Annotated in this window: 10 protein-coding genes; 7 read left to right on the plus strand and 3 right to left on the minus strand. The window is 47.7% G+C overall.

Going from position 1 to position 25383, the window contains the following annotated elements:
• Window positions 1-6: 6 nt before the first annotated feature.
• Window positions 7-1548, plus strand: coding sequence for a hypothetical protein (locus BLR08_RS27805; RefSeq protein WP_143014483.1), 1542 nt, complete (start codon window positions 7-9; stop codon window positions 1546-1548).
• An 11-nt stretch (window positions 1549-1559) separates the two neighbouring features.
• Window positions 1560-5738, plus strand: coding sequence for an NACHT domain-containing protein (locus BLR08_RS27810; protein WP_072337788.1), 4179 nt, complete (start codon window positions 1560-1562; stop codon window positions 5736-5738).
• Between the two features lie 54 nt (window positions 5739-5792).
• On the opposite strand, the gene BLR08_RS32200 is transcribed toward BLR08_RS27810, so the two are convergent.
• Complete coding sequence (locus tag BLR08_RS32200; protein ID WP_072337789.1) at window positions 5793-6104, minus strand: helix-turn-helix domain-containing protein; 312 nt, start codon at window positions 6102-6104, stop codon at window positions 5793-5795.
• A gap of 163 nt (window positions 6105-6267) precedes the next feature.
• Here BLR08_RS32200 and BLR08_RS27820 point away from each other — a divergent pair, with 163 nt between their 5' ends.
• A complete protein-coding gene (locus tag BLR08_RS27820) occupies window positions 6268-6615 on the plus strand; it encodes a hypothetical protein (protein WP_072337790.1) in 348 nt (115 codons plus the stop codon).
• Between the two features lie 449 nt (window positions 6616-7064).
• On the opposite strand, the gene BLR08_RS27830 is transcribed toward BLR08_RS27820, so the two are convergent.
• Entirely contained in the window at window positions 7065-10256 is a 3192-nt protein-coding gene (locus tag BLR08_RS27830; protein WP_176835624.1) for a bifunctional diguanylate cyclase/phosphodiesterase, read from the minus strand.
• Between the two features lie 452 nt (window positions 10257-10708).
• Here BLR08_RS27830 and BLR08_RS27835 point away from each other — a divergent pair, with 452 nt between their 5' ends.
• Complete coding sequence (locus tag BLR08_RS27835) at window positions 10709-16738, plus strand: S-layer homology domain-containing protein (RefSeq protein WP_072337793.1); 6030 nt, start codon at window positions 10709-10711, stop codon at window positions 16736-16738.
• Between the two features lie 90 nt (window positions 16739-16828).
• On the opposite strand, the gene BLR08_RS27840 is transcribed toward BLR08_RS27835, so the two are convergent.
• Window positions 16829-18313 carry an Lsa family ABC-F type ribosomal protection protein gene (locus tag BLR08_RS27840; RefSeq protein WP_072337794.1) on the minus strand — a complete coding sequence of 495 codons (1485 nt, stop codon included), beginning with the start codon at window positions 18311-18313 and terminating at the stop codon, window positions 16829-16831.
• Window positions 18314-18722: 409 nt separating this feature from the next.
• On the opposite strand from BLR08_RS27840, the gene BLR08_RS27850 reads away from it, so the two are divergent.
• From BLR08_RS27850 to BLR08_RS27860, 3 genes are all read left to right on the plus strand, one after another.
• A complete protein-coding gene (locus BLR08_RS27850; protein ID WP_072337796.1) occupies window positions 18723-19142 on the plus strand; it encodes a hypothetical protein in 420 nt (139 codons plus the stop codon).
• Window positions 19143-19156: 14 nt separating this feature from the next.
• Window positions 19157-24022: a DUF4132 domain-containing protein gene (locus BLR08_RS27855; RefSeq protein ID WP_072337797.1), complete on the plus strand. Its 4866-nt coding sequence runs from the start codon at window positions 19157-19159 to the stop codon at window positions 24020-24022.
• Between the two features lie 92 nt (window positions 24023-24114).
• Window positions 24115-25380: a class I SAM-dependent methyltransferase gene (locus BLR08_RS27860; protein WP_072337798.1), complete on the plus strand. Its 1266-nt coding sequence runs from the start codon at window positions 24115-24117 to the stop codon at window positions 25378-25380.
• Window positions 25381-25383 lie beyond the last annotated feature (3 nt).

Here is a 25383-nt window from a genome sequence, read left to right on the forward strand (position 1 = left end):
GAGAGCATGGAGAAGAAACGGACATGGCCTACATATATATGGAGAATAGCGGCGTTCATTGTCCTTATTGTTTTATTCATAAAGTCAATGGATATATTGACGAGCATCCGGGAGTCCGGAGAGGCGACTATTCGGCAGCTGTTGAACAGCAATTTAAGTGCTTGGGAACGTTTGCGGAACATTTGGTGGCTGTTCTTCGATTTAGTCATACTGGTCCTATGGTATGTGTTTTCTGTGGGGGCGATCTCTTCCTTATCAGATTTTGCGGAGAAAATGAGTTTCAGATATAAATCATTCCTGCTTTGGTTTCATCCAGCTAAACGATTCATAACAAGGTTAGTCTGGTACGGGGTTTGCCTCATTTATTATATAGTCATTGTGTTGGCAAGCAGCGTCCTTTTATTGTTTGTCTCGTCCTTGTTGGTTATTGGTATTCATAGCATGGTGCCGACTATGGTGTCTATATTCGGGACGGCAATGAAGCTGCTGTTTACCTTTTTTTCTCTTGACTATAATTTCTCCGATTTTCTGGTCAATCAGCAAGAATTGGATGTGTCAAAAATTTTCGGCAATCAGTCGATTACTATTTTTGTCATTTTATTCGCTTATCTGATCAAGGCTATGACACAAGCGGGCTGTAAATTTTGGTTTTGGGCAATGGGTGGACAGTCGACAGCTCCTTTTTATCTGAAAGTGAACATCTTGCTCAGCCACAATTACTTGCGGATTGGGATGTACGGTATAGCTTTCTGTGCTTACATTATTCAGTCTTCTTACAAGATCATGGGCGATGTCAATAACATATTTACTACCTTTATTATTGCTGATGTGATTTTCTATACAATCAGCAGCTGGTTTAAGGGGAACGCCAAGGCAGCCAACGAGAATATCCGGACCTACTTGAACGGCAGCTACCAGTACTTAACCGAAGTTGAGCGTCAGATAGCAAAACACGCTTTAAACAACTTCGGCAGCAATTCAGTGGCTTCGGTCTGTTTTATTAATAAGGAACTTAAAATTGGATTTTTCGAAAAGGCATATCTGTACGCCAACAAAGAACGGAGACAACGTTACTTGATTGTCAGGAAGGTAGCTGTTTTATTAAAGACCAGGTATGCGAACACGAATGAGATTCTACACATGGCTGATGTCGTGAAGAAGCATATTTTAAACGCCAGACGGTATGCCCCTAATCGAGAGTACGAACGTATGGCGGTTAGATTGGATGAGATTAAGCAGGACATGGATAACGTTATGTGGGAATATGCAACGAGCGCTAGGACAGAGGTGAGGATTAAAGATAAATGTTTAGACAAGCAGAAGACCTTTCATATTCATTTTCGCGGATGGACGAGTAAGGATCAGATCGTTCTTTTTGTAAGGAAACGGTTGGATAAAGTAAGAGTAAGTGAGCTTGAACGGCAATATGAGCAGTACCGGGAGTCCGTAGAAGGCGTAAGCCGCAGGATCAACGAGGCTTATTTGCACCATATAGTCATTTCGTTGGAAAGCGTAGCGAGCGGGGGGAAGCTTGAACAATCGGATTAGGAGGACTCTTTATGAACGATATCATGTTTCCTTGGGTAAGATTCTGGTGTTCTAGGAAAGGCACCATCAACCTATCTGATGACGGATACCTTTACAATCCCGAATCCGAATATGGGCCCATATTTAATGAACATGTTGTTTCCTTTGATAAGATATCAGAGGTGCCTTGCTTAGTATTGTTGGGAGAGCCGGGTATTGGAAAAACAGAGGCTTTGCGAAACGTTGCTGATAAGGAAGGAAATCATACTCTGAGAATTGATCTCCGTTCGTATGGAACGGAGGAGCGATTGATCAGAAATGTATTCGAAAATCCTTTGTTTTTAGCATGCTTAAGGGGAGAACGCACTTTACATCTCTTTTTGGATAGTTTGGATGAGTGTTTACTACAGCTCAATTATGTAGCAGGTTTGCTGGCAGAAGAGTTTCAAAAACATAAAGACAATTCGAATTTGAAGAACCTTTATCTGAGAATTGCATGTCGAACGGCAGATTGGCCGAGTCTACTCGAGCGTGAGCTAGGGAAGATATGGGGAGATGAAAATATTCAAATCATGGAACTGGCTCCTTTGCGACGAGTGGATGTTTATAGCGCCGCGAGTTCATTCGAAATAGATGCGGATAAGTTTATGAGCGAAGTATCCGAGAAGGAAGTAGTTCCCCTGGCAATTAAGCCTGTTACGCTAAAATTCCTTTTGAACCTTTATAAGCAACACGGAAGCTTTCCATCTACACAAAAGGAGTTGTACATGCAGGGATGCGAGCTGCTTTGTGAAGAAACAAATGAAAGCAGAGTTTCATCTCAGCATGTAGGAAATTTAAGAGCTAAAGATCGTTTAAGGATAGCCTCCAGGATTGCAGCTTTAATGGTTTTTTCTAATAAGTATGCGGTGTGGCGAGGAATTAATTTTGGTAATATTCCTGATGAAGATCTTACCCTAGGAGATATTTCGGGCGAATCTCTGCGGCAAAGCGATATACTTTTGAAACTGTCAGAATCGGAAATTGAAGAAACTCTCTCGACAGGTCTATTTACTTCGAGAGGTTTGAACCGATTCGGGTGGGCTCATCAAACCTATGCAGAGTTTTTAGCGGCCTGGTTCATTACACAGCATGAACTGTCTACTACGCAAATTATGAGTTTAATAGAACATCCGCTTGGTGAAGAACGTAAGCTTGTACCTCAACTTCATGAGGTTTCGTCCTGGATATCAATGATGAATGTCGATGTCTTTCGTCAGATTACTGAGCAAGATCCGCAAATCCTTCTTCGAAGTGATGTAGCAAGTACAGACGTTGGGGATAAAAGAATGTTAGTTGCAAGCCTGTTGGAACTATATGATGCTGAAAAAATAATGTATTGGGACTCTGAGGAATATTTTTATAAATTAAAGCATCCTTCCCTTGCTGAACAAATTAAAACGTATGTGATAGACCAGCGGCATAGTAATGTGGCGCGGCGTGCCGCTATTCGAATAGCAAAAGCATGTCAATTAAGTGTGCTACAGGAGGACTTGTTTAGAATTGCGTTAAATCAGGACGAGGAGTACCAATTACGGGTACAAGCAGGATATGCACTATGTGAATTAGCAGAGGGGGAGAATACAAAGCGATTAATTCCATTAGCTAAATCAGAGGCAGGGGAAGACGCTGACGATGAACTGAAGGGGGTGGCACTGCATGCTTTGTGGCCCCAATATATTTCCGGTGAAGAACTATTTGCATGGCTAACTATTCCAAAACGCAGAAAATTCACTGGAGCATACAGAATGTTTTTAAACTTTGAAGTTTTTGATAAGCTACAAGCGAGCGAACTGCCTTTCGCGTTGCGATGGGTACTAACAGTGGTTGCGAATTATCAACAAATTGATCACCGTGTTGATGATTTAATTTTTGGCATTATGAATAAAGCAGGGGAGCATCTTGATCAGCCTGACGTTCTAATGGCGTTTACTAATGTTATTCGAGTGAGATTGGAGCATTTTGATGATTTTAGATACATCAGTGATTTATTGCAAAGGCATACGATTCGTAGGTCGATTCTTTGTTCACTAATAAACAATGAAGCTTCACATGAAGTAGTTGAAACATCTGCAATTAATTGGCTTATTAGGCCGGAAGATTTCTCATGGATGATTGAACGGCTTCAGGAAGAACTGGCTACAGAACTACGACGAAAATGGATTGGTCTAATCCAAAGGAGATTTGATACGACTGATTCTAGTCAAGTGGATTTACTTTTCCACGCTATGCAGAACAACGAAATGTTGGCAGCACAATGTCAAATTTATTTTCAAAGTATTCCGTTACATTCCGAACAAGCTCGAGAATTAAAAAAATATTACACTCGCATAAATCCATGGCAAAATCCAAGGCCTGCCCATCCTCCGATCCATCCGCCTATTCTTGAAAGAATAGGTCAGCGTCTCAATGAATTTGAGGCAGGAAATCTAGATGCTTGGTGGTTATTAAATTGGGAGTTAGGAGTTGATGAGGAGAGCAGGCGTGTTGAAGAATTTGTACCAAATATTAAGTCGTTACCAAATTGGGAAAAAGTAAGTTTTTCTGATGAAGTGCGTATTTTATCTGCTGCGAGAAAATATTTGCTTGACAAAAAAACAGAAGCTGATGAGTGGTTTGGAACAAACATTTGGCATAGGCCTGCTATGTCAGGGTATAGAGCGCTGAGGCTGGTCTACGAACAAGATTATGGATTTTTATTATCGTTAGCATCCGTGTATTGGGAAAACTGGACACCCGTTATTTTAACGCAATGGGTAACATCGAGAAGCGACGAAGAAATGATACGTCATCAATTGCTGAAGTTGGCCTATGATCAAGCTCCTGATAAAGTGATATCAAATCTGTTACAACTTATTCTTAAAGAGAACGAACAAGATTCTAATGTGTTTATTATCAGTGCTATGAAGGAATGCTGGGATGCCCAATTAGGTAAAGCCGTTTTAAATATGCTAATGACCCGTAGCTTAGCTCCAGAATCTGTGAAATGCTTACTTGATGGGCTACTAGGGCACCAAATAAGAGGATCAGAGGAATTTGCCAAGTCTCTCATCTCTTCTGAGTTATTAAATGAAGAAAATTCACGTGAAAAAGCTGTAATTGCTGCTATTTTGCTTTTAAAGAATCTCCCGACCGTAGGCTGGGACACAGTTTGGTCATTAAAAGAATCTCAACCGGATTTTGTTAAAAATACGTTTCTTTCACTTTCAAATAGATTCGAAGGATATAGCTTGCTTCATCATTTACCCGATGTAGCACTCGCTGATTTGTATATCTGGCTAGTACAGCAGTTCCCTTACCATGAAGATCCGAATCATGATGATGACGAGATGGCGCATTTTGTAGGTCTTCGTGAAGAGGTAGCTGAATTTAGAGATAAGCTTTTACGCTATTTGTCTAGTAAAGGAACACTGGAATCCTCCAATCAAGTTGCTCGAATAGTTGCAGCGCTGCCAGAGCTTCCGTGGTTAAAGTGGAAATTAGTAGAAGCACAAAATGCTACACGCCGGGACACATGGTCCCCGCTGAGTCCTAAAGAAATCATCCAATTAGCAGGGAATAGGCACAGCAGGCTGGTTCAAAGTGAACAACAGCTGTTAGAGACCTTAATTGAATCACTTAAGAGACTTGAGCAAAAGCTGCATGGAATTACGCCTGAAGTAAAATGGCTTTGGAATGAAGTTGGTAGAAACCTCTACCGCCCCAGATCAGAGAACGATTTTTCGGACTATGTAAAACAGCATCTGGAAGAGGACCTTGTGGGCAGGGGGATTGTAGTCAATCGTGAAGTAGAAATACGCAGCAGCGCAGGGTCAATGCCAGGAGAACGTACAGATATTCATGTCAATGCCGCTTTGTCTGAGCATACAAAAGGAGCTTTTGAAGTCATTACAGTCATCGTCGAAGTCAAAGGAAATTGGCATCGGGAACTTTTTCAAGCCATGGAGACACAACTGGTCGGGAGATATTTAAAAGAGGGGAAATGTAAGTTCGGGCTGTACTTAATTGGTTGGTTTGAAAGCTCAATTTGGGATAACGAAGATAGGCGTAAATCTGCGATTCCATCATGTGGCCTTGAACATACCAAAAAAAGATTGATAGGCCAGTCGACTAGTTTATCTGAGCTAGAAGGGACAACTGTTAGATCATTCGTCATGAATCTACATCTATAAGTTGAATTTTTTAGTTAGGCATAGGAGGGTCAACACATGCTGACTTTCTTATGCCTAACTGCTGCTGTATTTCCGAAAAACCTGTAAGGCTTCTTCAAGGAAGCCTTCTTCCCGTTCTGTAAGCTCTTTTCGAGTATAAGTTTGGTATCCATTGGCGTTAAATTCATGAATTTCCGTTCGGCCAAGTAGATAATCCAGGCTGACTTCAAAAAAATCTGCAAATACAATTAAAGTATGAAAATCAGGTTCTCTTGTGCCTTGCTCATAATTGGCAATTTGTGCTCTGCTAAATCCTAAGCGTTCAGCCAGTTCGTACTGGCTAAGACCTTTATTGGTTCTGACTTCTGCCAAGCGTTTTCCGAACAAGCAGATACACCTCCATCCACATTATAGAAAACTACGTTCCTATCCACCATAAAGGACACAAATAGTTTCTTTTATTTGACAATTATCAATTATTATATGTATAACGGACACAAAATGAGTCTTTTATGTGATGTTCATTGATGTCACTTTTTGGAGGTCAGCCATGCTCAAACAAACCTCATCTTGCCCGCTCATTACCATAACCCCGCATATCAGCGAAGCTACACATTGGATGCCCTTACCTGATGAACGATGGACAGCAGATAACGATGCTTGGAGCGGTGTCAGACCGGATAAGCATTATCGCCTGTTTTACGATAAGTATGACCGAGAGTATGTGATCGTCAACGACCGAGGACAACTTTCCATGATTTACTTAGCTCATCACGGCCTTTATCTGATCAATGGACATCAAGATGCCGCAGCTGACAACTCTATTGAATCCATTGCACAGCCAGGCTTGACTGAGACAAACTTCATTTCATTCGGTTCAGTTCAGGGGAAGGATTGAGCTATGGGGCACTCCAGAAAGTTACAGTCTTTGATACAGGGTCGATTGGAAGCCGCACTAGCACAAGTTGAACAGCAGGAGGATACAGCTCGTCTTCGAGCTATGGAGCAAGCTTCGTATGCAGCAATGAAGCGCAGCATGAGCAAGAGGGAGTTGGATAAGTTTATAGCATGGGAAGAGATCTACTGGATCTCAATATCGTTGAACTGAAACAGATGTATCAGCAGGGAGTACGAGACGGAGTGAACGAATGCGAGTCCAGAGGAACAGAGCCTTCATGCTGAACTGTTTATACATCCTTGTCTAGCTCATCTGCGTCTATTTTCTATACGCAATGGGGAGCGGTGAGTTTGAAGTTGAAGCGCTGCCGTTACAACCCAAAGAAACGGCCTCGGCCCCATGAAATTCAGGACTAAGGCCGCTTTGCCTTCCCAGCATTCTCTCTTGAACTACCCTTTCTGAAAAAACCGAACCACCTCGGCCTCAGGAAGCGGCTTGCTGAAGAGGAAGCCCTGGACGGCCTGGCATTGCAGGCTTTGCAGATGGGCGAGCTGCTCCTCGGCTTCGACCCCTTCTGCAATTACGTACAGCCCCAGATTCCGGCCAAGCTGAATAACGGATTGGACGATGGCCTTGTCCTCGGCATCCTCGGGAATATCCTGAACGAAGGAACGGTCGATTTTGAGCGTATCGATCGGCAGCTTCTTCAAGTGATTCAGGGACGAATAGCCTACGCCGAAATCATCCAGCGAGATGCGGATCCCCATCTCCTTCAAGGCATGGAGCGTTTGCAGGGCAATCTCCGGATTGCTCATGACGGTGCTCTCGGTTATTTCGATCCCGAGATAGTGAGGGGGAAGCCCGGAGTCCGTCATCGCCTGGGAGATATAGACGGCCAGATTCGGTTGTCTGAACAACATCATGGAAACGTTGACGGATACGGGCACCGGCTTATACCCTTCATCCAGCCAACGCCTGAGCTGTCTGCAGGCTTCCCGGATGACCCATTGGTCCAATGTTTTGATCAAGCCGCTTTCTTCCGCGAGCGGGATGAATTTGGCGGGAGGAATTGGCCCCCATTCCGGATGCGACCAACGAACCAGCGCTTCGAGGCCGATGATGTTCTGAGTAACCGAATCGATTTGCGGCTGATAGTGCAGCTTCAGCTCTTCGTTCGAAAGGGCTCGTCTCAGGCTGACCTCCAGCGACAACAGCTGCGGCGAAGAGTCCTCCTGAACCGGGGAGAACACCTGAAAATTGTTTCTCCCCTGCTCCTTGGCGCTGTACATGGCTTGATCCGCATGCTTGATCAAGGTATGGATATCCTTGCCGTCGCGCGGACAGAAGCTGATGCCGATGCTTACGGTAATATATAGCTCGAACCGGTCCAGGAAAATAGGCGCGGACAGTTCGAGTATGATCTTCTGAGCAATGACGGCGCTATCCTCCGGGTGATTTAATCCGTCCAGAAGAAGGATGAACTCGTCTCCGCCCGTTCTGGCCACCGTATCGCTTGTCCGCAAACAGGCGTTCAGACGTTCGGCGACCACATTAAGCACTTGATCGCCTACGGAATGGCCGAGCGTATCGTTAATGCGTTTGAATCGGTCCAGATCAAGGAACAATACGGCAAAGGTATTCCCGCTCCGCATCGCTTTCTCCATCCGTTCGTAGAGAAGCAGGCGATTCGGCAGCCCGGTAACCGCATCGTGGAAGGCTTGATGCTGAAGCTTGGCTTCCAGCTGCTTTTGAAGTGTTACGTCCTTGAATACGCCGATATAGTAAGCGATCGATTGCGCGCCGTCCTTAACGCCGGTAATGGTGATCGACTCCAGGAAGACGTCTCCGTTCTTGCGCCGGTTCCAGATCTCCCCCTGCCAGCTGCCGTGGCTGCGAATACTGCTCCACATCTGATCATAAAACGCCCGGTCATGCTTGCCCGAGCTCAAGATTTTGGGGGAAGCCCCTACGATATCCTGCTCTTCGAACCCCGTAATCTGCGTGAAAGCGGGATTGACATATTGAATCATCTGACGGTTATCCGTCACCATGATGCCGTCCGCAATATTCTCGAATACGGTGACGGCGAGCCTCTCTTTCCTCTCCGCCAGCCTCATCTCCGAGAGACTGCGCGCGATGGTGGAGTAAAATAACAGCTCGTTTTTCTCGTTGCGGTGACTCATAATAGCCTGGGATACCGGAATCTCCTCGCCACGCTTCCCCAAAAAGGCCGATTCGCCGTTCCACATGCCGTGCTCCTCCGCTTCGGGCAGGGCTGCGTTCAGCAAAACGTCCTTGGCCCAGGCCGGATGCGTCTCGGCGACCGAGATGGCGGACAGGTCGGCATCGTCGGCGATTCCCAGCATGGTTCGCGCCGTCTTGTTATAATAGAGAGCTTTCCCGTCAGCGGAAGCCATGGCGATGAAGTCGGACGCGGATTCGATGATCGAAGCCAGCGCCTGCTGATTTTGCTGCTGCTTGATCCGCTCCGTTATATCTCGGAAAACAAGAACGGTCCCGATCATCTCCTGCTGCTCGCCGATGATCGGAGAGACGCTGTACTCGGTGGTGACCCAGCGTTCTTCATGGGGCAGGAATACTTCGCTCGGCTTAATGCCGCTGGATTGTCCGGAAGCCAGACAGCTTTTAACCGGATGGTCATAGCTCTTGATTTTGAACAGCGCTTCGATGGCCATGCCTGCCATAGCCTGAGCGGATAGCCGGAAGAATGCCGCCGAAGCGGGATTGGCATAGGTAACGCTGCCCAGCCGGTCGGTAATGATGACGGCGTCATAAATGCTTTCCAAGGTTGCATGAAGATGATTCTGCGCGTTGCGGGTCTCGCCTTCCTTTTGTCGCAGTAAGGCTGGCGGCGTGTGAAGATGAGGCCACAGCACAGCACGGAAGATCAGGGAATACGCGGCAATCTTGCATATATGCGCCAGAAGAATATGAATCTCCGAGTTATTCTGATAGAACGTCAAGGAAGCCTCGCTGACGAGAGCGAGGAGAAGCGCGATGAACACGAGCCGTTTATCGAATGGCTGCCCCTGCCGCTGCTCGGTCTTACGCTGCACGAGCAGCACCGACAGCACAAGCAGCGCCAGTATGGGAAGCTCCACAGCCAACCTGAAGGACGCATATTCCCATACCTTCAGCAGAGAAGGGGAGAGCCAATCCTCAAGATGTACCGCCAGCACGTAGGCTGCGACTGTTAGCAGGAGTCCTCCCCCGGATATGACGTGATGGGTTCTTGTCTGCGGGCGTGATGTCCGCGTCCAAGGGTAAGCAACGATCGTGAGCAGGGAGAGAGCGACCAGAGAGCGGGCGGCCAGCCCGAAAACAACGGCCGTATGGGGGCCGTTATATAACAGCAGTCCGGGCATGCCGTTGTAAGACAGCATGTGAGCGAACTCCAGCAAGCCCACGCAGAGAAACAGCGAAGACAGGGCTTGGGCGAATGGGGATACTCTGATCCGGGCAGAAATCCAGCCGCCCAGGAAGATCATGACGGAGAGAAGAACGGCGATCGTCTCCAGCGTTGTATGCAGGATGAGACTCCAGTGAGTCGGCAATTGCCCGGCAGGCAGCAGGAAGGGTAGGACCAATGCGATCATAATTAGGAGTATGTTAGCAGCCATCCTCGACATAGGACCCCTTTAATGGCAAATTTTAAATGCAGAATACTTTTTTATAGGTATTTCATCCTACTATAGCATAGACATAATTCGGGATGAATAGGGGAAATCCCTATAAATTTGTCAGGAAGGAGGCTGCGCTGCGCATTAGGTGCTGATTGCGGAGGATCACGCGGTATAGGGGATTTCCCGATTGTGGCTGCCGGCATGGCACCCAACGAGTATCGCAGACAATTGCCGGATAGAGAAGGATACACGGGGCAACGGCAGACGGAATAGGTAATGAGGCGCAGATAATCTAAAAAATTTAGGAAATCTTTATCATAAACTGTAGAATTATAGTTTCATATGCTATATAATTCCTAATATTACCACTAGTCTTGCTAGGTTCTGAAGATGGCGGGCTGCTGGAGGATTGTTCATTGATAAATTCATAATTTTAGGGAGGAAAGCTCATGCAGGTGCATGAAGGGCGTGGAAGAGTCAGCCTAGTTCTTGTATTTGCGCTGTTGTTCGGTTTGCTCATGCCAGCTATGGCAGATGGTGCCGAAGCAGTTCAGTTCAAGGATACAGCAGATTCCTACGCGAAGCAAGAAATACAAGAATTGGCACGTGATGGAATCGTTAACGGCTACGAAGACGGAACATTCCAGCCGAATCAAACGATGACCCGTGCCGAGCTTGCCAAGATAATCGTGTTATCACAGGGGCTTAATGAAAAGGCCGAGGAAGCGGCAGCCTTTACGGATGTGGCTCCCGATGCCTGGTATCGCGGTTATGTGGGAGCGTTGGTGGCTTCAGGAATCACTCAAGGAACCTCGCCGACAACCTTCTCTCCGGGGAAAAAAGTAACCAGGGAAGACTTGGTTGTCTTTTTCATTCGGGCGCTTGGACTTGAACAAGAAGCCAAGCAAACGGCACCGGCAGCAGGCCTTTCCGACTTGCAGGATGCATCAAGCTGGGCTCGTGCGCATATCTCACTAGCCTTTCAGATCGGATTTGTCAACGGGATCAGTCATCCTGACGGCAGACTGACCTTTAATCCGAAGGACCAGGCGGAAAGACAGGCATTGGCGCGGCTGGCCTATGAGTTCAAGGCTCATGGCAAAGAGCTAGTCGCTAAAGCAAAACAGCTTGTACATAAGGAAGAATCTTTTGTCAAAGCGTTGTCGGTTGCAGACAACGTTACTGTCGAGGTAACTTTTATGAAAGAGCCTCTATCGGCGTCGGCCTCTGATTTTACGTTTGATCAAGGGCTAAAGGTCGAGAAGGCGGAGCTTAAGAAGGGAGATCCCTTTACCGTTCTTTTGACAACGACGGCCCAGACGGCGGATAAGGTTTATTCGCTTACTTACAAAGGAAAGCCGACGGGATTAACTTTTAAGGGAAAAGCGGCAGCCTTGTTTGGAGGCGGTGGCGGAGGAGGCGGGGCTGCTCCGACCAAGCCTTTGACAGACCTGGAGAAGCTGAATCGCGGGGGAACCTATGATTCGTTGACGATCACGGCATCGGGAACATTAGGTCCTGCTGACGGTGCGGAAGCAACGGCGATCAGCGGAGTGCTGACGCTGGATCCGGGAGCCAATGGAGAAATTACGCTGCAAAATGTGAAAGCCAATCAAATCGTAGTGGCATCGGGCAGCTCCAACTCTATTAAACTAAAGAACACGATCATTACGACACTCCGGGTATCGGCGGCCAATCAATCGAATCCGGTCCGGATCGAAACGCTGTCTGGTGCAAATGTATCCAATACAGACATCCAATCGAAGGCAATTATCGAATCCACTGCAGGAAGCTTGGGCATGATCAAGCTTGGTGCAGGAACGGAAGGCCAAGAGATTGAACTGAGAGGCACGCTGCAGGGACCGATTACTGTTCAGGGAGAAGGAGCCCGTATCACCTTAGCTCGTCCCCAAGCGAGCGGAGCCGTAACCATTGTGGCAAGTCTCCAGCTGGCTGCGAATGCGAAGGTATCCGCGCCTGATGGAACGAGTTTAACGGATGTGAACATCGTAGCTCCTAATGCGAAAATAGCTGTGGAAGGCACAGGGAGCATAGGTTCTGTTACTGTGTCTCCAGAGGGGCAGGGGGCAACTCTAGACCTGAAAAATTCGAATATAGCTTCGGTTCACTTGAAGGCCAGCATTAAGCTGGAGGGGGATCCGACGGTTATTGGCAGAATCAAAATCAACCGCGACCCGGGTATTATCGTTCAAGCCGCCGAAACATTGATTGAGAAGCTCAAGGAACTGGCTGAAGCAGCTATTGCAGCGATCCCTGACTTCAATAGTTATTCGGCAGAGGTGGATGCACGTATTGCCGCAGCCGACACGCTTGCATTCAATGCCATCACGGTCGGGACGAATGCGGAGGAATTGGTTGGATATTCAACTAAGCTGGCTGTAGCGAAGGCACGCATTACTACCTTTGCGCTGGAGGAGTCGTCTCAGGAGCTTTCCATCGGTTTGGCTGATGGAGATACGCTTCTGACCGTTACCCAGACCTTAGGGCTGCCAGCAAAGGATGCTGCGAGAGGTGTCGACATCTGGTGGTTGAGCTCGGATACAGCAACAGTAGCTGTAGATGGCAAAATCACACGTCCGGCCAACGGCTCGGGGGATGCGGTTGTCACATTGACGGCAGTACTATCCAAGAACGGCCGTGAGATAAGCAAGGAATTAAAGGTGACCGTATTAGCTCAAGGTCAACTCGCGCCAATTAGGCTAAGTATCGAGCCGTACAATATTATATTCCAAGTGTACGGGGATTCCCGCCAGCTTGAAGTTTTTGCTCATTATTCGAATGAGTCGGTTCTACGCGTTACGGACGAAGCTGTATTTTCAAGCAGCAATCCTTCCGTGGCCAAAGTTAGCGCAGCAGGTCTGCTAACACCCGTAGGCAATGGAACAGCTGTGGTAACCGCTCATTATAAAAACATCTCCTCCACAACTGCTGTAACCGTAGACTATGTGAATGAGCTGCCGAAGGCGCCGGTTGTCAAAGCGGAACCGGGGAACGAACAGGTCACATTGTCTTGGGATGCGGTCGGCTCCAACGTGACCTACCAGGTCTATAGCTCGACTACGAGCGGCTGGTACTCGTTTGCGCCAGCTACGGTAACGGATACGACTTACACTGTTCGGGGTCTTAAAAATGGCCAAACCTACTACTTTAAGGTTGCTGCCGTTCACGGCGGTCAAAGCTACTTGTCCCAAGAGATAAGCGCTGTGCCGGGACAGCGGAAGACGGCGACTCCGGTGGTAAGCGGGGCTGTGTATACTTATGGCTGGAAGCTTAGCGGGACGGCTGAACCAGATGCGTCTGTTCAACTGTACAAGAAGGACGGAACCTTTCTCGCCTACGCTTATAGCGGCTATAACGGCCATTTTTCGATGACAAATGAGTTCGAACGCTACTCGTCTCATCTGCAAGTAGGGGAAGAGCTATACCTGACCGCAAGGTATGGGAACGATAGCCCTAGTGATCCGGAACGTATTTTTGTACAGACAACTGTTGGGCAAACGACCAGGCCGACGGTGACCGGTAACGTGTATGATAGAGGACAGCTTCAAGGAAAAGCGGAGCCTGGATCAACCGTTGTTTTGTATGTGTACGGCTCTATTAATCCCAGCTATACCCAAGCCTCTTCTGTAGACGGCTCCTTTACATTTTCTGCGGGCAACTTCACTGTAGGCAAGACGATTACTTTGAAGGCCACTACCTTCGGTAAAGCGACCAGCGAAGGGTTGACGCTCGTCATACAGTCCGCTCCGAAGGCCGTTATCTCTTCTGTAACCGGAGCGGTATACACCAACGGCTGGAAACTGCAGGGGCAAGTTCAGATAAACGGCAACCAAAGCGGGTCTCTTGAGTTGAGGGGGAAAGACTCGGCATATCTGGGCTTTCGCTATGTTCAAGGAGACGGTAGCTTTGTTTGGAGTGAATTTAACCGTTATACTACTCTGCGGGCTGGGGATCAGGTGCAGTTGACAGCGAATGTCGATGGTATGCATACAAGTGAGCCTTTCAAGTTTACTGTACAGCTGCCAAGCGTCTCGACCCCCGTTCCTGTCGTGGAGGATGTCTATGAGCTGAGCAATCTGCGAGGTTATACGGAACCTGGAGCGCAGATCACGCTGAGAATAGGGGACAGCGCCTATGTAACTACAACCACAGCCAGCGAGATAGACGGCTCCTTTATCTTCAGTACGAACGGAAGCTATTCGGCTGGCACGAAGCTTTCGCTGACGTCGGTTGCCATAGGTAAGACGGTGAGCGAGGCCGTGTATGTGACGATTCAGTCTTCGCCGAAAACTGCGCTCAGTTCGGTGACTGGTATCGTATATACGAATGGTTGGAGGATCAGCGGCGTATCTGAGACCACTTCGATTGATTTTGGATATACCAAAATAGAACTGACGACGACCAGCGGCGCCTACGTAGCCTCCACGACGGAAGTGACCAAGGACGGAGCCTTCCAACTTGAATGGAATCAGGACCAGTATTTCCAACGCACACTTGTTGCAGGGGAAGAACTGCTGCTGACGGCTAGGGTTACAGGCAAGATGCCTAGCGAACCTGTAAGCTTTAAAGTACTGGCCACGACTGATAAGCTGGAGAAGCCGACTGTTACAGGAGATGTTTACGAACTTCAAAGTCTTATTCACGGCAAGACGGCCCCGGGAGCCGTGGTCATGCTGAAATACAAAGATAATTACCGTAGCAGCACAAAAGCCGACAGCAACGGAGATTTTAGCTTGTATACTCCTTGGACGGCCGAAATAGGGACCAAAGTTGAACTGACCGCGTCTGTTATCGGCAAAACCGTGAGCGATGCCGTCTATCTTACGGTTCAAGCGATGCCGCAAACAGCCCTGCCTTCTGTCACAGGCGCCATCTATACGAGCGGTTATATGTTTAGCGGTACCGCTGAACCTAGTACGTCTGACGGTTTTACAGAGGTAAGGTTAACGTGGAAAGATGGAACCCATTTAGCCTACACGAACGTGGAAACTAACGGTCAATTCAGCTTCTCGTCCTTTTCGGATTATTTCAAAGGGTTTGAATTGGGCCGGGAAGTGGTTCTGACTGCTAAGGCGCCAGGAAAGAAGACTAGTGAGTCCATTTCTTTTATTGTGCAGCCTGATGCCGGACAGACGGATCCTGTAATGACTGAACTTGTTAATGATGAGGTTATTCGCGGCCGGGCTCCCTTTGGTGCTCTCGTACGCATAACCGTCGAAGCTTCAGGTTATATCCATTTTGTTAAAGCAATTGATGGCACTTTTGTATTCAGCTCTGCTGGTTGGGTTACAGCTGGAGACCGAGTGAGCATCACCGCGACGAACATTGGAAAAAGGATGAGCGAACCCGTAACAGTAACAATTGAAGGTGCTCCAATTACGCAAATTCCTACTGTATCGGGTTCTGTGTACTTCAATGGTTTAAGCCTGACTGGTCAAACGGAGAAGCCGATGGGCCAGCAATGGGACCGTGTAATCTTGAGCAAGCAGAGTGGAGAAATAGTCAGTATTACCGGTATTGAAGAGGATGGCACGTATTACATGAACGAAGTGTGGCAGATATACCCTCCGATAACCGCAGGAGAAGTACTGTTTCTATCAGCTCGTGTATACGGGAAGAAGGAGAGCTTGCCAGTCCAGGTTGTGGTTCAACCGATTATGGGGGAGACAGCTGCACCGACCATAGTGACGAGTAATGAGGCCACGATCTCCGGTTACGCGGAGCCTGGGGCGAGCGTTCGAATTTTCCGAGATCAAGTAGCAAGGATTGAGACGGCTTCTTCGTATAACGGGTATTTCGAAGCCAATTATTTTGAAAGTAACGTGCTGCCAGTCGGAGAGAAGTTAACTATAATCGCTACAACATTAGGCAAGGCGTCAAGTGCTCCAGTTCAGGTTGTGGTGGAAGCGGCAGAGCAAACAGCTACGCCTGTTGTAACAGGAGCGGTTTACTCGAATGCCTTCAATCTCAGCGGAACAGTAGATGCAGGCGAAAAGTCAGGATATATTCTGTTGAATAAGCTGGCTGGTTCCTATATCTATTCCAACTATTCATGGGGTAACAAATTTAATATGAAAGGCATTGTAAATCCTTACTCGCCGATGCTTGTTCCAGGAGAAGAAGTGCAGCTTACAGCACAAGTCTTTGGCAAGAAGACAAGCGACCCGATCACCCTAGTCGTTCAGCCAGTCAGCGGACAAACCGCTGTACCCACTATTGTTGAAGAGGAGTCAGGGCTGCCCATTTTCAAAGGGAAAGCTGAACCAGGTGCTATCTTAATACTGAAAAATAATACCCGGCTTTTCTTTGAAACGATAGTGGCCGATGAGCAGGGAGACTACCAACTGTCCTACTCTACCAGATATTTCAAACCAGGAGATCAGCTAACACTTACAGCTACAACACCAGGCAAAGCGACTAGTGATCAAGTGCATATCACTTTAGTAGGGACTCCATAACAAAAGGCGACCGCTGTCTGGAACAGCGGTCGTCGTTCGTTCAAGACGCTGAGTAATTCGGCGTCTTTTTTGCAACCATTACCCAGCCCTCTAGCCGCTCAACTCCACAGCCTTGGTCGCGATATGCTTGCAGAACTCGCTGTCATGCTCAACGAACAGGATGGTCGGAGCATGCTCCAGCAGCAGCTCCTCGATCTGCATGCGAGAGATGACGTCGATAAAGTTCAGCGGTTCGTCCCACACATGCAGGTGAGTCCGGTCGCAGAGGCTTTTGGCGATCAGCACCTTTTTCTTCTGGCCGCCGCTGTAAGAGGCGATGTCCTTCTCGAATTGCAAACGTGAGAAGTCGAGCTTGCGCAATATCGCTTTAAACAGACTTTCATCAATTCCGCCGCTGCGGGCGAAATCCGACAAGCTGCCCCGCAAGTGCGAGGTGTCCTGCGAGACGTAGGAAATGCTGAGCTGGCTCCCGATCCGCAGCGCGCCGGAGTAAGGGATGTCCTCGCCGCATATCAGCTTGAGCAGGCTGGATTTGCCGGAGCCGTTCGGCCCGGCAAGCGCGATGCGGTCACCTTGCTCGATCGCAAAGCTGACGTCGCGGCAAACCTGCTTGTCGCCGTAATGAATCGAAACGCGGTCAAGCTCCACAAGCTGATGCTTGTGATAGGTCAGCTGAGCTATTTTCAGGCTATCCGAGCTTTCTATATTTTTAAGCAGCTGAGAGCGGTCCTCGATTGCGGATTGCTGCCTTTGCTCGATCGACTTGGATCGCTTCATCATTTTAGCCGCCTTATGACCGATGTATCCTTTATCGACCTTCGAGCCGGAATTGCGGGTGCCGTTTTTGGTTTGTTCCACTTCGTCCGACCAATTGCTCGTCCGCTTGGCCGCTTCGGACAACCGCTTGATGTCTTTCTTCAGCTTCTCGTTTTCGGCCATTTCCCGGTTATCCTGCCGCTGCTTGTTCTCCCACCAGTCCGTAAAATTTCCTCTCTGAATGTCGATATCCGTCTTGTTGATGGACAGGATGTGGTCCACGCAGTTGTCCAGAAACGCCCGGTCGTGCGACACCAGAATAAATCCACGCTTGCTCTTCAAATAATCGCTGACCAGCTTCCGAGCATGCACGTCCAGGTGGTTGGTTGGCTCGTCGATAAGCAAAAAGTGGTTTTCCTTCAAAAACAAGGCTGCCAGCAGCACCTTCGTTTGTTCTCCGTTGGACAGCGAGGCGAATGGCCGATATAACACGTCCTCCGACACCTTAAGCAGCGAAAGCTCGCGCAGCAGCTGCCAATGCTCGAAATCCAGGACGATCTCAGCGACGATATCGATAGTATGGTGCTCCTTGTGCTCCACTTGATAAGGGAAATAATCGAAATCAACGTCGGTCGAAATTGTCCCGCCGTATTCGTATTTGCCGAGCAGCAGATGAAGGAAGGTCGTTTTGCCCCGGCCGTTTCTCCCCGTAAAGCCTAACTTCCAATTCGTATCCAGCTGAAAGCTGACATGCTCGAAGATGTTATCGTAGCTGCCGTCATAAGCAAACGTCAGATCCGTTACTTTGATTAATGACATGATCTATAACCTCCTTAATTCCAATAAAAAAAGAGCCGCAAGAAAGTTTACCTTTCTTACAGCTCAAAAACATACAGCAAATCCGCCCCCGGATGCAGGGGAGGAAGCCGATATATGCGATGAGTGAAAAGAATAAGGTAACTCTCTTGCCCATAAAGAATACAACAGCAAATATTGCTCTATTCTTTAACAAGTGGCAAAAAATATTACATTATCCTCTTCATCTCCTGTCGTTAAACGTTAGTGGAATCTTAACACAGGAGGTTTTGGATTGCAACAGGGGGATGGCTGCCATCAAGGAGGGTCATTTCCAAAAAATACTACTCAGGTAAGCGATAGGCGTGCTATTATGGGGAAATAAATCCTTTATTTTCAAGTTAATGCGTACTTAGGAAGAAAAGGAGTTGCTATGAACATTTATTTTACCGTAAAAAGTGTGGGCAAGCGGAGGCCATTTTTAACGAAAAAGGAATACGTCCTTTCTACAAGACCAAATACCCTCAAAGAGCTGATTGAGGAAATCGTTGTTTATCATGTCGGTTTGTACAACGAACGGGCTGAGGACAGTCAGCTTGTTCACTTTCTAACCGCGGACGAAATGGCTTCTCGAGGAGCCGAAGGCAAGATTGGTTTCGGAACCCGGTACGATGAACGTCAGGCTAACGATAGAGACGCCATCCAAACGGCTCTCCTAGCCTTTGAGGATGGTTTGTACCGGGTGTTCGTGCGCGATGAGGAGGTTTCAGAGCTGGATGCCAGGATAGACCTTCGAGGCGGGGACGATATAGCATTTATTAAATTTACAATGTTAGCTGGCCGACAATGGTAATGGAGGGGACCTAAATGCTAATTACTCAACCAAATGATGAGGCAACCAACCGCTTGGAGCAACTCATATTGGAAAATTTGGATAAAGAGTATCAAGAAAGACAATTGATTCATTCGGAGATCGGCGGACTCCTTGACCAAATATATGCGCAAGACAAGAAGGAGGCTTATTTTGCTCCTTTCATTCCCATCACCGAGCAAGTGGCCGGAGAGTATTCCGCTGAAATCATGCGGTATTTAACTTCACATATAACCGAGTATCCTTATGCTGTCGGTTATATACGTCGGCCATTTCGGACTAACAATTCTCGTGTTCATACTCAGCATATGATACGCAAGCTTTTCGCGCTCTACGATTTGTCCAAAACCAGCTTTTCGTTGATGGAGTACCTGACGACACCTGTTGACCTAAGTGACAGATCCATAGTTTCCTATATGATTGCCTTTGAGCTTGACCGAAACAACTGCCAGGTGTTTGATGCTCTGAAAGAGATCTTATTTGGCGATAACAACACAGCCCTTCTCAGCAAAGCTATGATCCGAGGGATGTTCTTAAGCCATCAAGCCGAAGCTCATCAAATGTTGGGTCAGATGCTGGTCGCGGCGCGGCTGCAGGAGGGCTTGCGTCAGAGCATTGTTGAAACTATGGACGAAGGCACGATTGAAGCGTTTACCGCTTTATTAAAGGTCATTATCGACCATGATTTCATTAGGTACAGTTCGGTTATTCGATCGCTGGATGTATGGACCGGGCTGGGACTTGAAGCGGCCAACTCTAGAGTGGCTAAGCAATGCATCGCGTATGCTTATGAGTGTTTAAACGATGAGAAGGTATGCCTGGAGTGGGCGGGAAGTCAAGATGTACATAAGCTCTATTTCTCCTTATGGGCTACTGCCGTCAGAGAGGAGGAACGTCTCCCGAGCCTTATCCGTGGGATTATGGAGCAGGGGGCCGTCTACCAACAAATCGCTGCTCAGTATTTTTTGACGCAAAGCCAGAACAATACACTTCGGTTTTCTCTATCCGTTTCTTATCTGGCGCAATCGACCATGGAGCTTCAGTCACTTGTTATTGCCAACTATGTGTACAGATGGTCAACCGCTTGGAGAGGGTACCTGGAGGATGAAGGTCTGCCACATAAGCCAGTCATCGAACGCATTCCTATGCTGGAAAGGAAAGAGGAGCGGGGGCGGCAGTTTGAACTGTTCAAAACGATGCTACTCCAACTGCCGAAGCTGGAGATAGCGGAAACGTCGAGAGTCTTTGATTGGATGACATACTCCCACAGCACGGATGCCATCGCCCATAAAATGCTTTATCTCGCCGCGTACGACTTAGACCCGGATTATATTGCGCAGATAATTGAACTGAAGGACCGGGTTACTCCCGACCTGCGCCGCGCATTGATTCAGACATTTACGAGCGATGTTGCCAATCCGGTACAAAGGCAGTTTATTTTCGATTCATTATCTGATAAAAGCGTTTCCAACCGTGAAATGGCTTTGGCAAGAATTGAAAGAATGACACTTGCTCCGCGGGATGTGGAGAAGGTCCAAAATCTGTTGAAGCTTAAGACAGGCGCGCTTAGACAAAACGTCATCAAGATTTTGCTTAAACAGGATCATGAGCAACTGGAGCAAACTATGGAAGTCCTTCTGAAGAGCACGTTCGAGCTGCAGCGTCTCGGCGCCCTAGAAATGCTTTGCGAGCTGAAGGAGGATCGGGAGCAAGTCAACCATTTTGAACAGATGAAGCATCATATGGCATCGATCAAGGAGCCTTCGGACAAAGAACGTCTCTTGATGGAGCGCTTGCAGCAGCAGCAGACAAAAGGGCTCCACAATGGGTTTGATTTATTCAATCCTCATAAGGCCAAAAAACTCCACAAGCTGCCCGACTATCCTGATGTTCTCGTCAAAGACCTGTTGGGGATGCCGTTCGTAAAACTCAAGGGATTCCTTCAAAGATTGTCGGAGTTAATTCATGCTCATCGCGATTATGAATATACGGCCGAGAGGTTTACTGGCTATAAGGAGAGCTATTTGCTTGGAGCTCGTCTTGAACGATTGAAGGGCTACCGAAAACAAGATGATGAAACAACGCATTTGGAAGGCTATCCGCTTGCAGAAGTGTGGGAACATTACTTGCACGAGAGTGGCATTACGCCACAGGAACTCAGTCAGATCGCTTTTTATTTCTTTGCCGACTCCTTCTATAAATATGAGACGAACAAGCTGACACACTGGGAAGCTCAGCAATATAAGCCATTGGGAACCTGGGGAAAAACATTTCTGTCGGAACAGTATCCGATGGAAGCGATCCGCGCCTTCTATGAATGGCTGCCGGAGTTACCCTACCTCCAGCAAGTTCAGCAAATCGTATTGGTTTACGTGGATGATAGCGACATGCCAGAGCGGTTCGCCACATTCAGCCAAATTTTAAACAAGGTGATGGATGCCTTGCAGAAGCTGGAGCTGGAGGAAAACTCACAGGCATGGTCTATCTTAGCTGCGCCATGGATTTACTGGTTGGATAGTACGGTTCACGACGATCAATCGTTTCTTGAGTATTTCGCGATGAAGTTGAATTTAGATAAGCTTACTTACTATGAGGAAATGAATCCGGGGCTTGAAGAATTTGTCAGAGCTCGGGAGTTGGGGCTTATCGATGACGATGACCTTTACAGAGAGCTTATGACCCGCAGGAGAAGCGGAAGGCATATAGGCACGCTCACCGGCAAAAAGGAGGATTTCCTTAAGCAGTACCCGATCATGAAGCGGTTTAAAGCAAATGTGCTCTCTGTCATTCTCGAACTAGAGCTTAATCGTGGGGACTTGCCGACAGACGTCTCGAGCCTCGCGACGAGTATTCGCTACTATGAGGGCATGGAATATTTCATAGCCATATTGGCGGGGCTCGACCAGGAATCTTTCACGCGCGGTTATATATATGCCAATCGGACCAAGAAGGAAACGCTCAGTCATCTTCTTCGCGTCTGTCATCCGAAAGAGGGCGACGATGCGCAGAAGCTTGGCGAGATGCTGAAGGGGAAACGTATTTCCGAGAAAAGGCTGCTGGAGGCAGCCATGTATGCTCCGCAATGGCTTGAGATTATTTCAGAGTATTTGCAATGGAATGGATTACGAAGCGCCGCGTGGTATTTCCATGCCCATGTCAATGAACACTTCTCGGCGGAGAAAGAAACGATTGTCGCCCATTATTCGCCGATCTCGCCTGCCGATTTCAACGATGGGGCATTCGATGTCCATTGGTTCAAGGACTCTTATAAAGAATTGGGTGAGAAGCGATTTAATGTTCTATATCAATGCGCCAAATATATTTCCGCAGGAGCAAATCATCGCAGGTCGCAATTATTTGCAGATGCCGTTCTCGGAAAGCTGGACCTCAGCGAAATCCGGGCTTCCGTGGAGACCAAGCGGAATAAAGATCATCTGCTCAGCTACAGCCTGATACCGCTTGGTGAAGATCGCGCTCGGGATGTGCTCGAAAGATACGAATGTATTCAGCAATTTCTCAAAGAGAGCAAAAAATTCGGAGCACAGCGCAGCGCCAGTGAAGCGAAAGCCGCGGCCATTGCTCTGGATAATTTATCCCGGAATGCGGGATATCAGGATGTGATTCGGCTCAAGTGGGATATGGAGGCGCGAAAACTAGATGAGATTCTGCCGCAGCTCGGATCGATGGCGATCGAAGGGATAGAGGTAAAGATCACCATCGACGAAACCGGTCGGGCCGATATTGAGGCGGCGAAGCAAGGCAAAATACTCAAGTCCTTGCCGTCCAAGCTCAACAAACATCCCTACGTCCTATCTTTGAAAGAAACGGTCGCAAGCCTCCGAGATCAATACAAACGGGCGCGAAGCGAATTCGAGAAATGTATGGAATCGGAAAGTGCTTTCACGGATCTGGAGCTTAACAATTTGATGAAAAATCCGACCATTGCTCCTATTCTTCGGACGCTTGTTTTTCAAGCAGGATCAAGGCTTGGGTTCTTTGAAGACGGCCGCTTGGTCAGCGCGACGGGTGAATCGCATCCATTGTCCAGTGAGGATGTTATTCTAATCGCACACCCGCTCCATCTGTATCGAAGTGGGGAATGGAGCCTGTACCAGAGGGTGCTGTTCGATCGTGAGCAGAAGCAGCCGTTTAAACAAGTATTCAGAGAACTGTACCTTCCTAATCAAGATGAGCTGGAGAGCGGTTCGATTTCAAGACGATACGCAGGCCACCAGATACAGCCGAAGCGGGCGGTTGCGCTGCTGAAAGCCCGGCATTGGACCGTTAGCTATGAGGAAGGATTGCAGAAGGTCTACCATAAGGAAAATATTATTGCTCAAGTGTATGCCCTGGCGGACTGGTTCTCACCGTCGGATATTGAAGCGCCAACGCTCGAAACCGTGTCGTTTATCGACCGAAAAAGCTATAAGCCGCTTGAATTGAGCCTTATTCCCGGCATTATTTTCTCCGAAATTATGCGGGATGTGGATCTGGTTGTGAGCACGGCTCATGTGGGCGGAGTCGATCCGGAAGCGAGCCTCACCACAATCGAGCTTCGGAAGGTGATCATCACTGAATCCTTGAGACTGATGAAGATTTCCAATGTACAGCTCGAAGGCAACTTTGCCCGAATTGCAGGATCACTCGGAGAATATGGCGTACATCTCGGAAGCGGAACCGTTCAGAAGCATGCCGCAGGCACCTTGTATATCCTACCGGTTCATTCCCAGCATAGGGGGAAACTGTTCCTTCCGTTTATGGATGAGGACCCGAAAACATCCGAGATTTTATCCAAAATCGTGATGTTGGCCCAAGATACCAAGATCAAAGATCCGCATATTTTGGAGCAGTTGAAGGAATGACAACTTGTTTGGCTTCGTAATACTTATGCCATGTTCGTTTGCAGATGTCTTAGCTAAGATAGAATTTATAAATAGGTTAGGAGTAGATGGCTATGGCAATTGTTCAACTTAGATCCACCAATCCTCAGTTCTCGTTTCTCATCAAGAAAAATCCGGGTTCCGGCATGATGCTTCGCTCAATCCGCAAGGGAATGACCTATGGCTGGTACACCGATGAGCAGATCTATAATGTGTACTTTAAAGATGCGGACAATGACATCTCCTATAAGCAGCATGAGCAGGAAAACTTCGAATATCTGAATGTATCCAGGTACAATACGCCTTTATTTCCGCTCAATGCGATTAATGAATTTTTCTCCGCAACCCTTAAGGCTCAGGATGAGAGGGATGTGGACGGATATGAGCATACTTTTTTCATTAATATGATACATATTGAGCTGCTGCGATATATCGAGTTTTTTGAGAAGCACCTGAAGGATGTTTCCTTCGAAATTTCCCATCAGGCTCATAAAAGTTATTCGCTTACTGTTACGACAAAGAAAAGCCTGTACCATCTGCTTCATGTCGTAAGCGTATTATGCTTATTTCTCTCAATATTCGGCAACGAATATATGGATATCTCGGACAGTATCCTGGATAAGTATATTAAGAGCATGAATGTCATTGACGCACCGTTCTACATTCGCAGCTTGTTTGTACGGAATTTCCTGTCTTCGCGAGATCGGTTTCACAAGTACAAGGGTGAGCTTGAACGAACGGAACGATATCATATTCAGTTTGCTTATGGGGGGACAGGGCTGCAGCGGAGAAATTATATCGGAGGCGCCCTGGCTTTCGATAAGTCCATCCTGGACGTAGGCTGCGGAGAGGGATTTTATGCGCTTCCCTTTGCCGGGAAAATCGAAGGAAACTACTATGCGATCGACATCAATGAGGAATTGCTGGCCAAGGTGAAGCGTAAAGCGGAAGCCAAAGAACTCGAAAATATCATTACCTTCGAATCGATAGATCGTTTCCTGGAAAGCTACAATGGGGAGCTGGTTGATGTGATATTGACCGAAGTGATCGAACATATGAGCCAGGATGAGGCAAGGCAACTGATCGGTCAAATCTGCGCGCATGTTGACTTCGATAAATTCATCATTACGACGCCCAATGCCGATTTTAACCGTTACTACGAGCTGGATGATTTCCGGCACGTCGATCATAAATGGGAGATGGGCGAACACTCCTTTCAGCAGTGGATGAGTGATGTGATTAAGGAAACGAATTTGCAAGCAGAATTTGTCGCTGTCGGAGACGGCGTGAACAATATCCAGACAACACAAGGCGTCATTTTGAAGAGAAGGGGGGCCTGATTC

Source organism: Paenibacillus sp. cl123 (genome assembly GCF_900101595.1).
Classification (GTDB): Bacteria; Bacillota; Bacilli; order Paenibacillales; family NBRC-103111; genus Paenibacillus_G.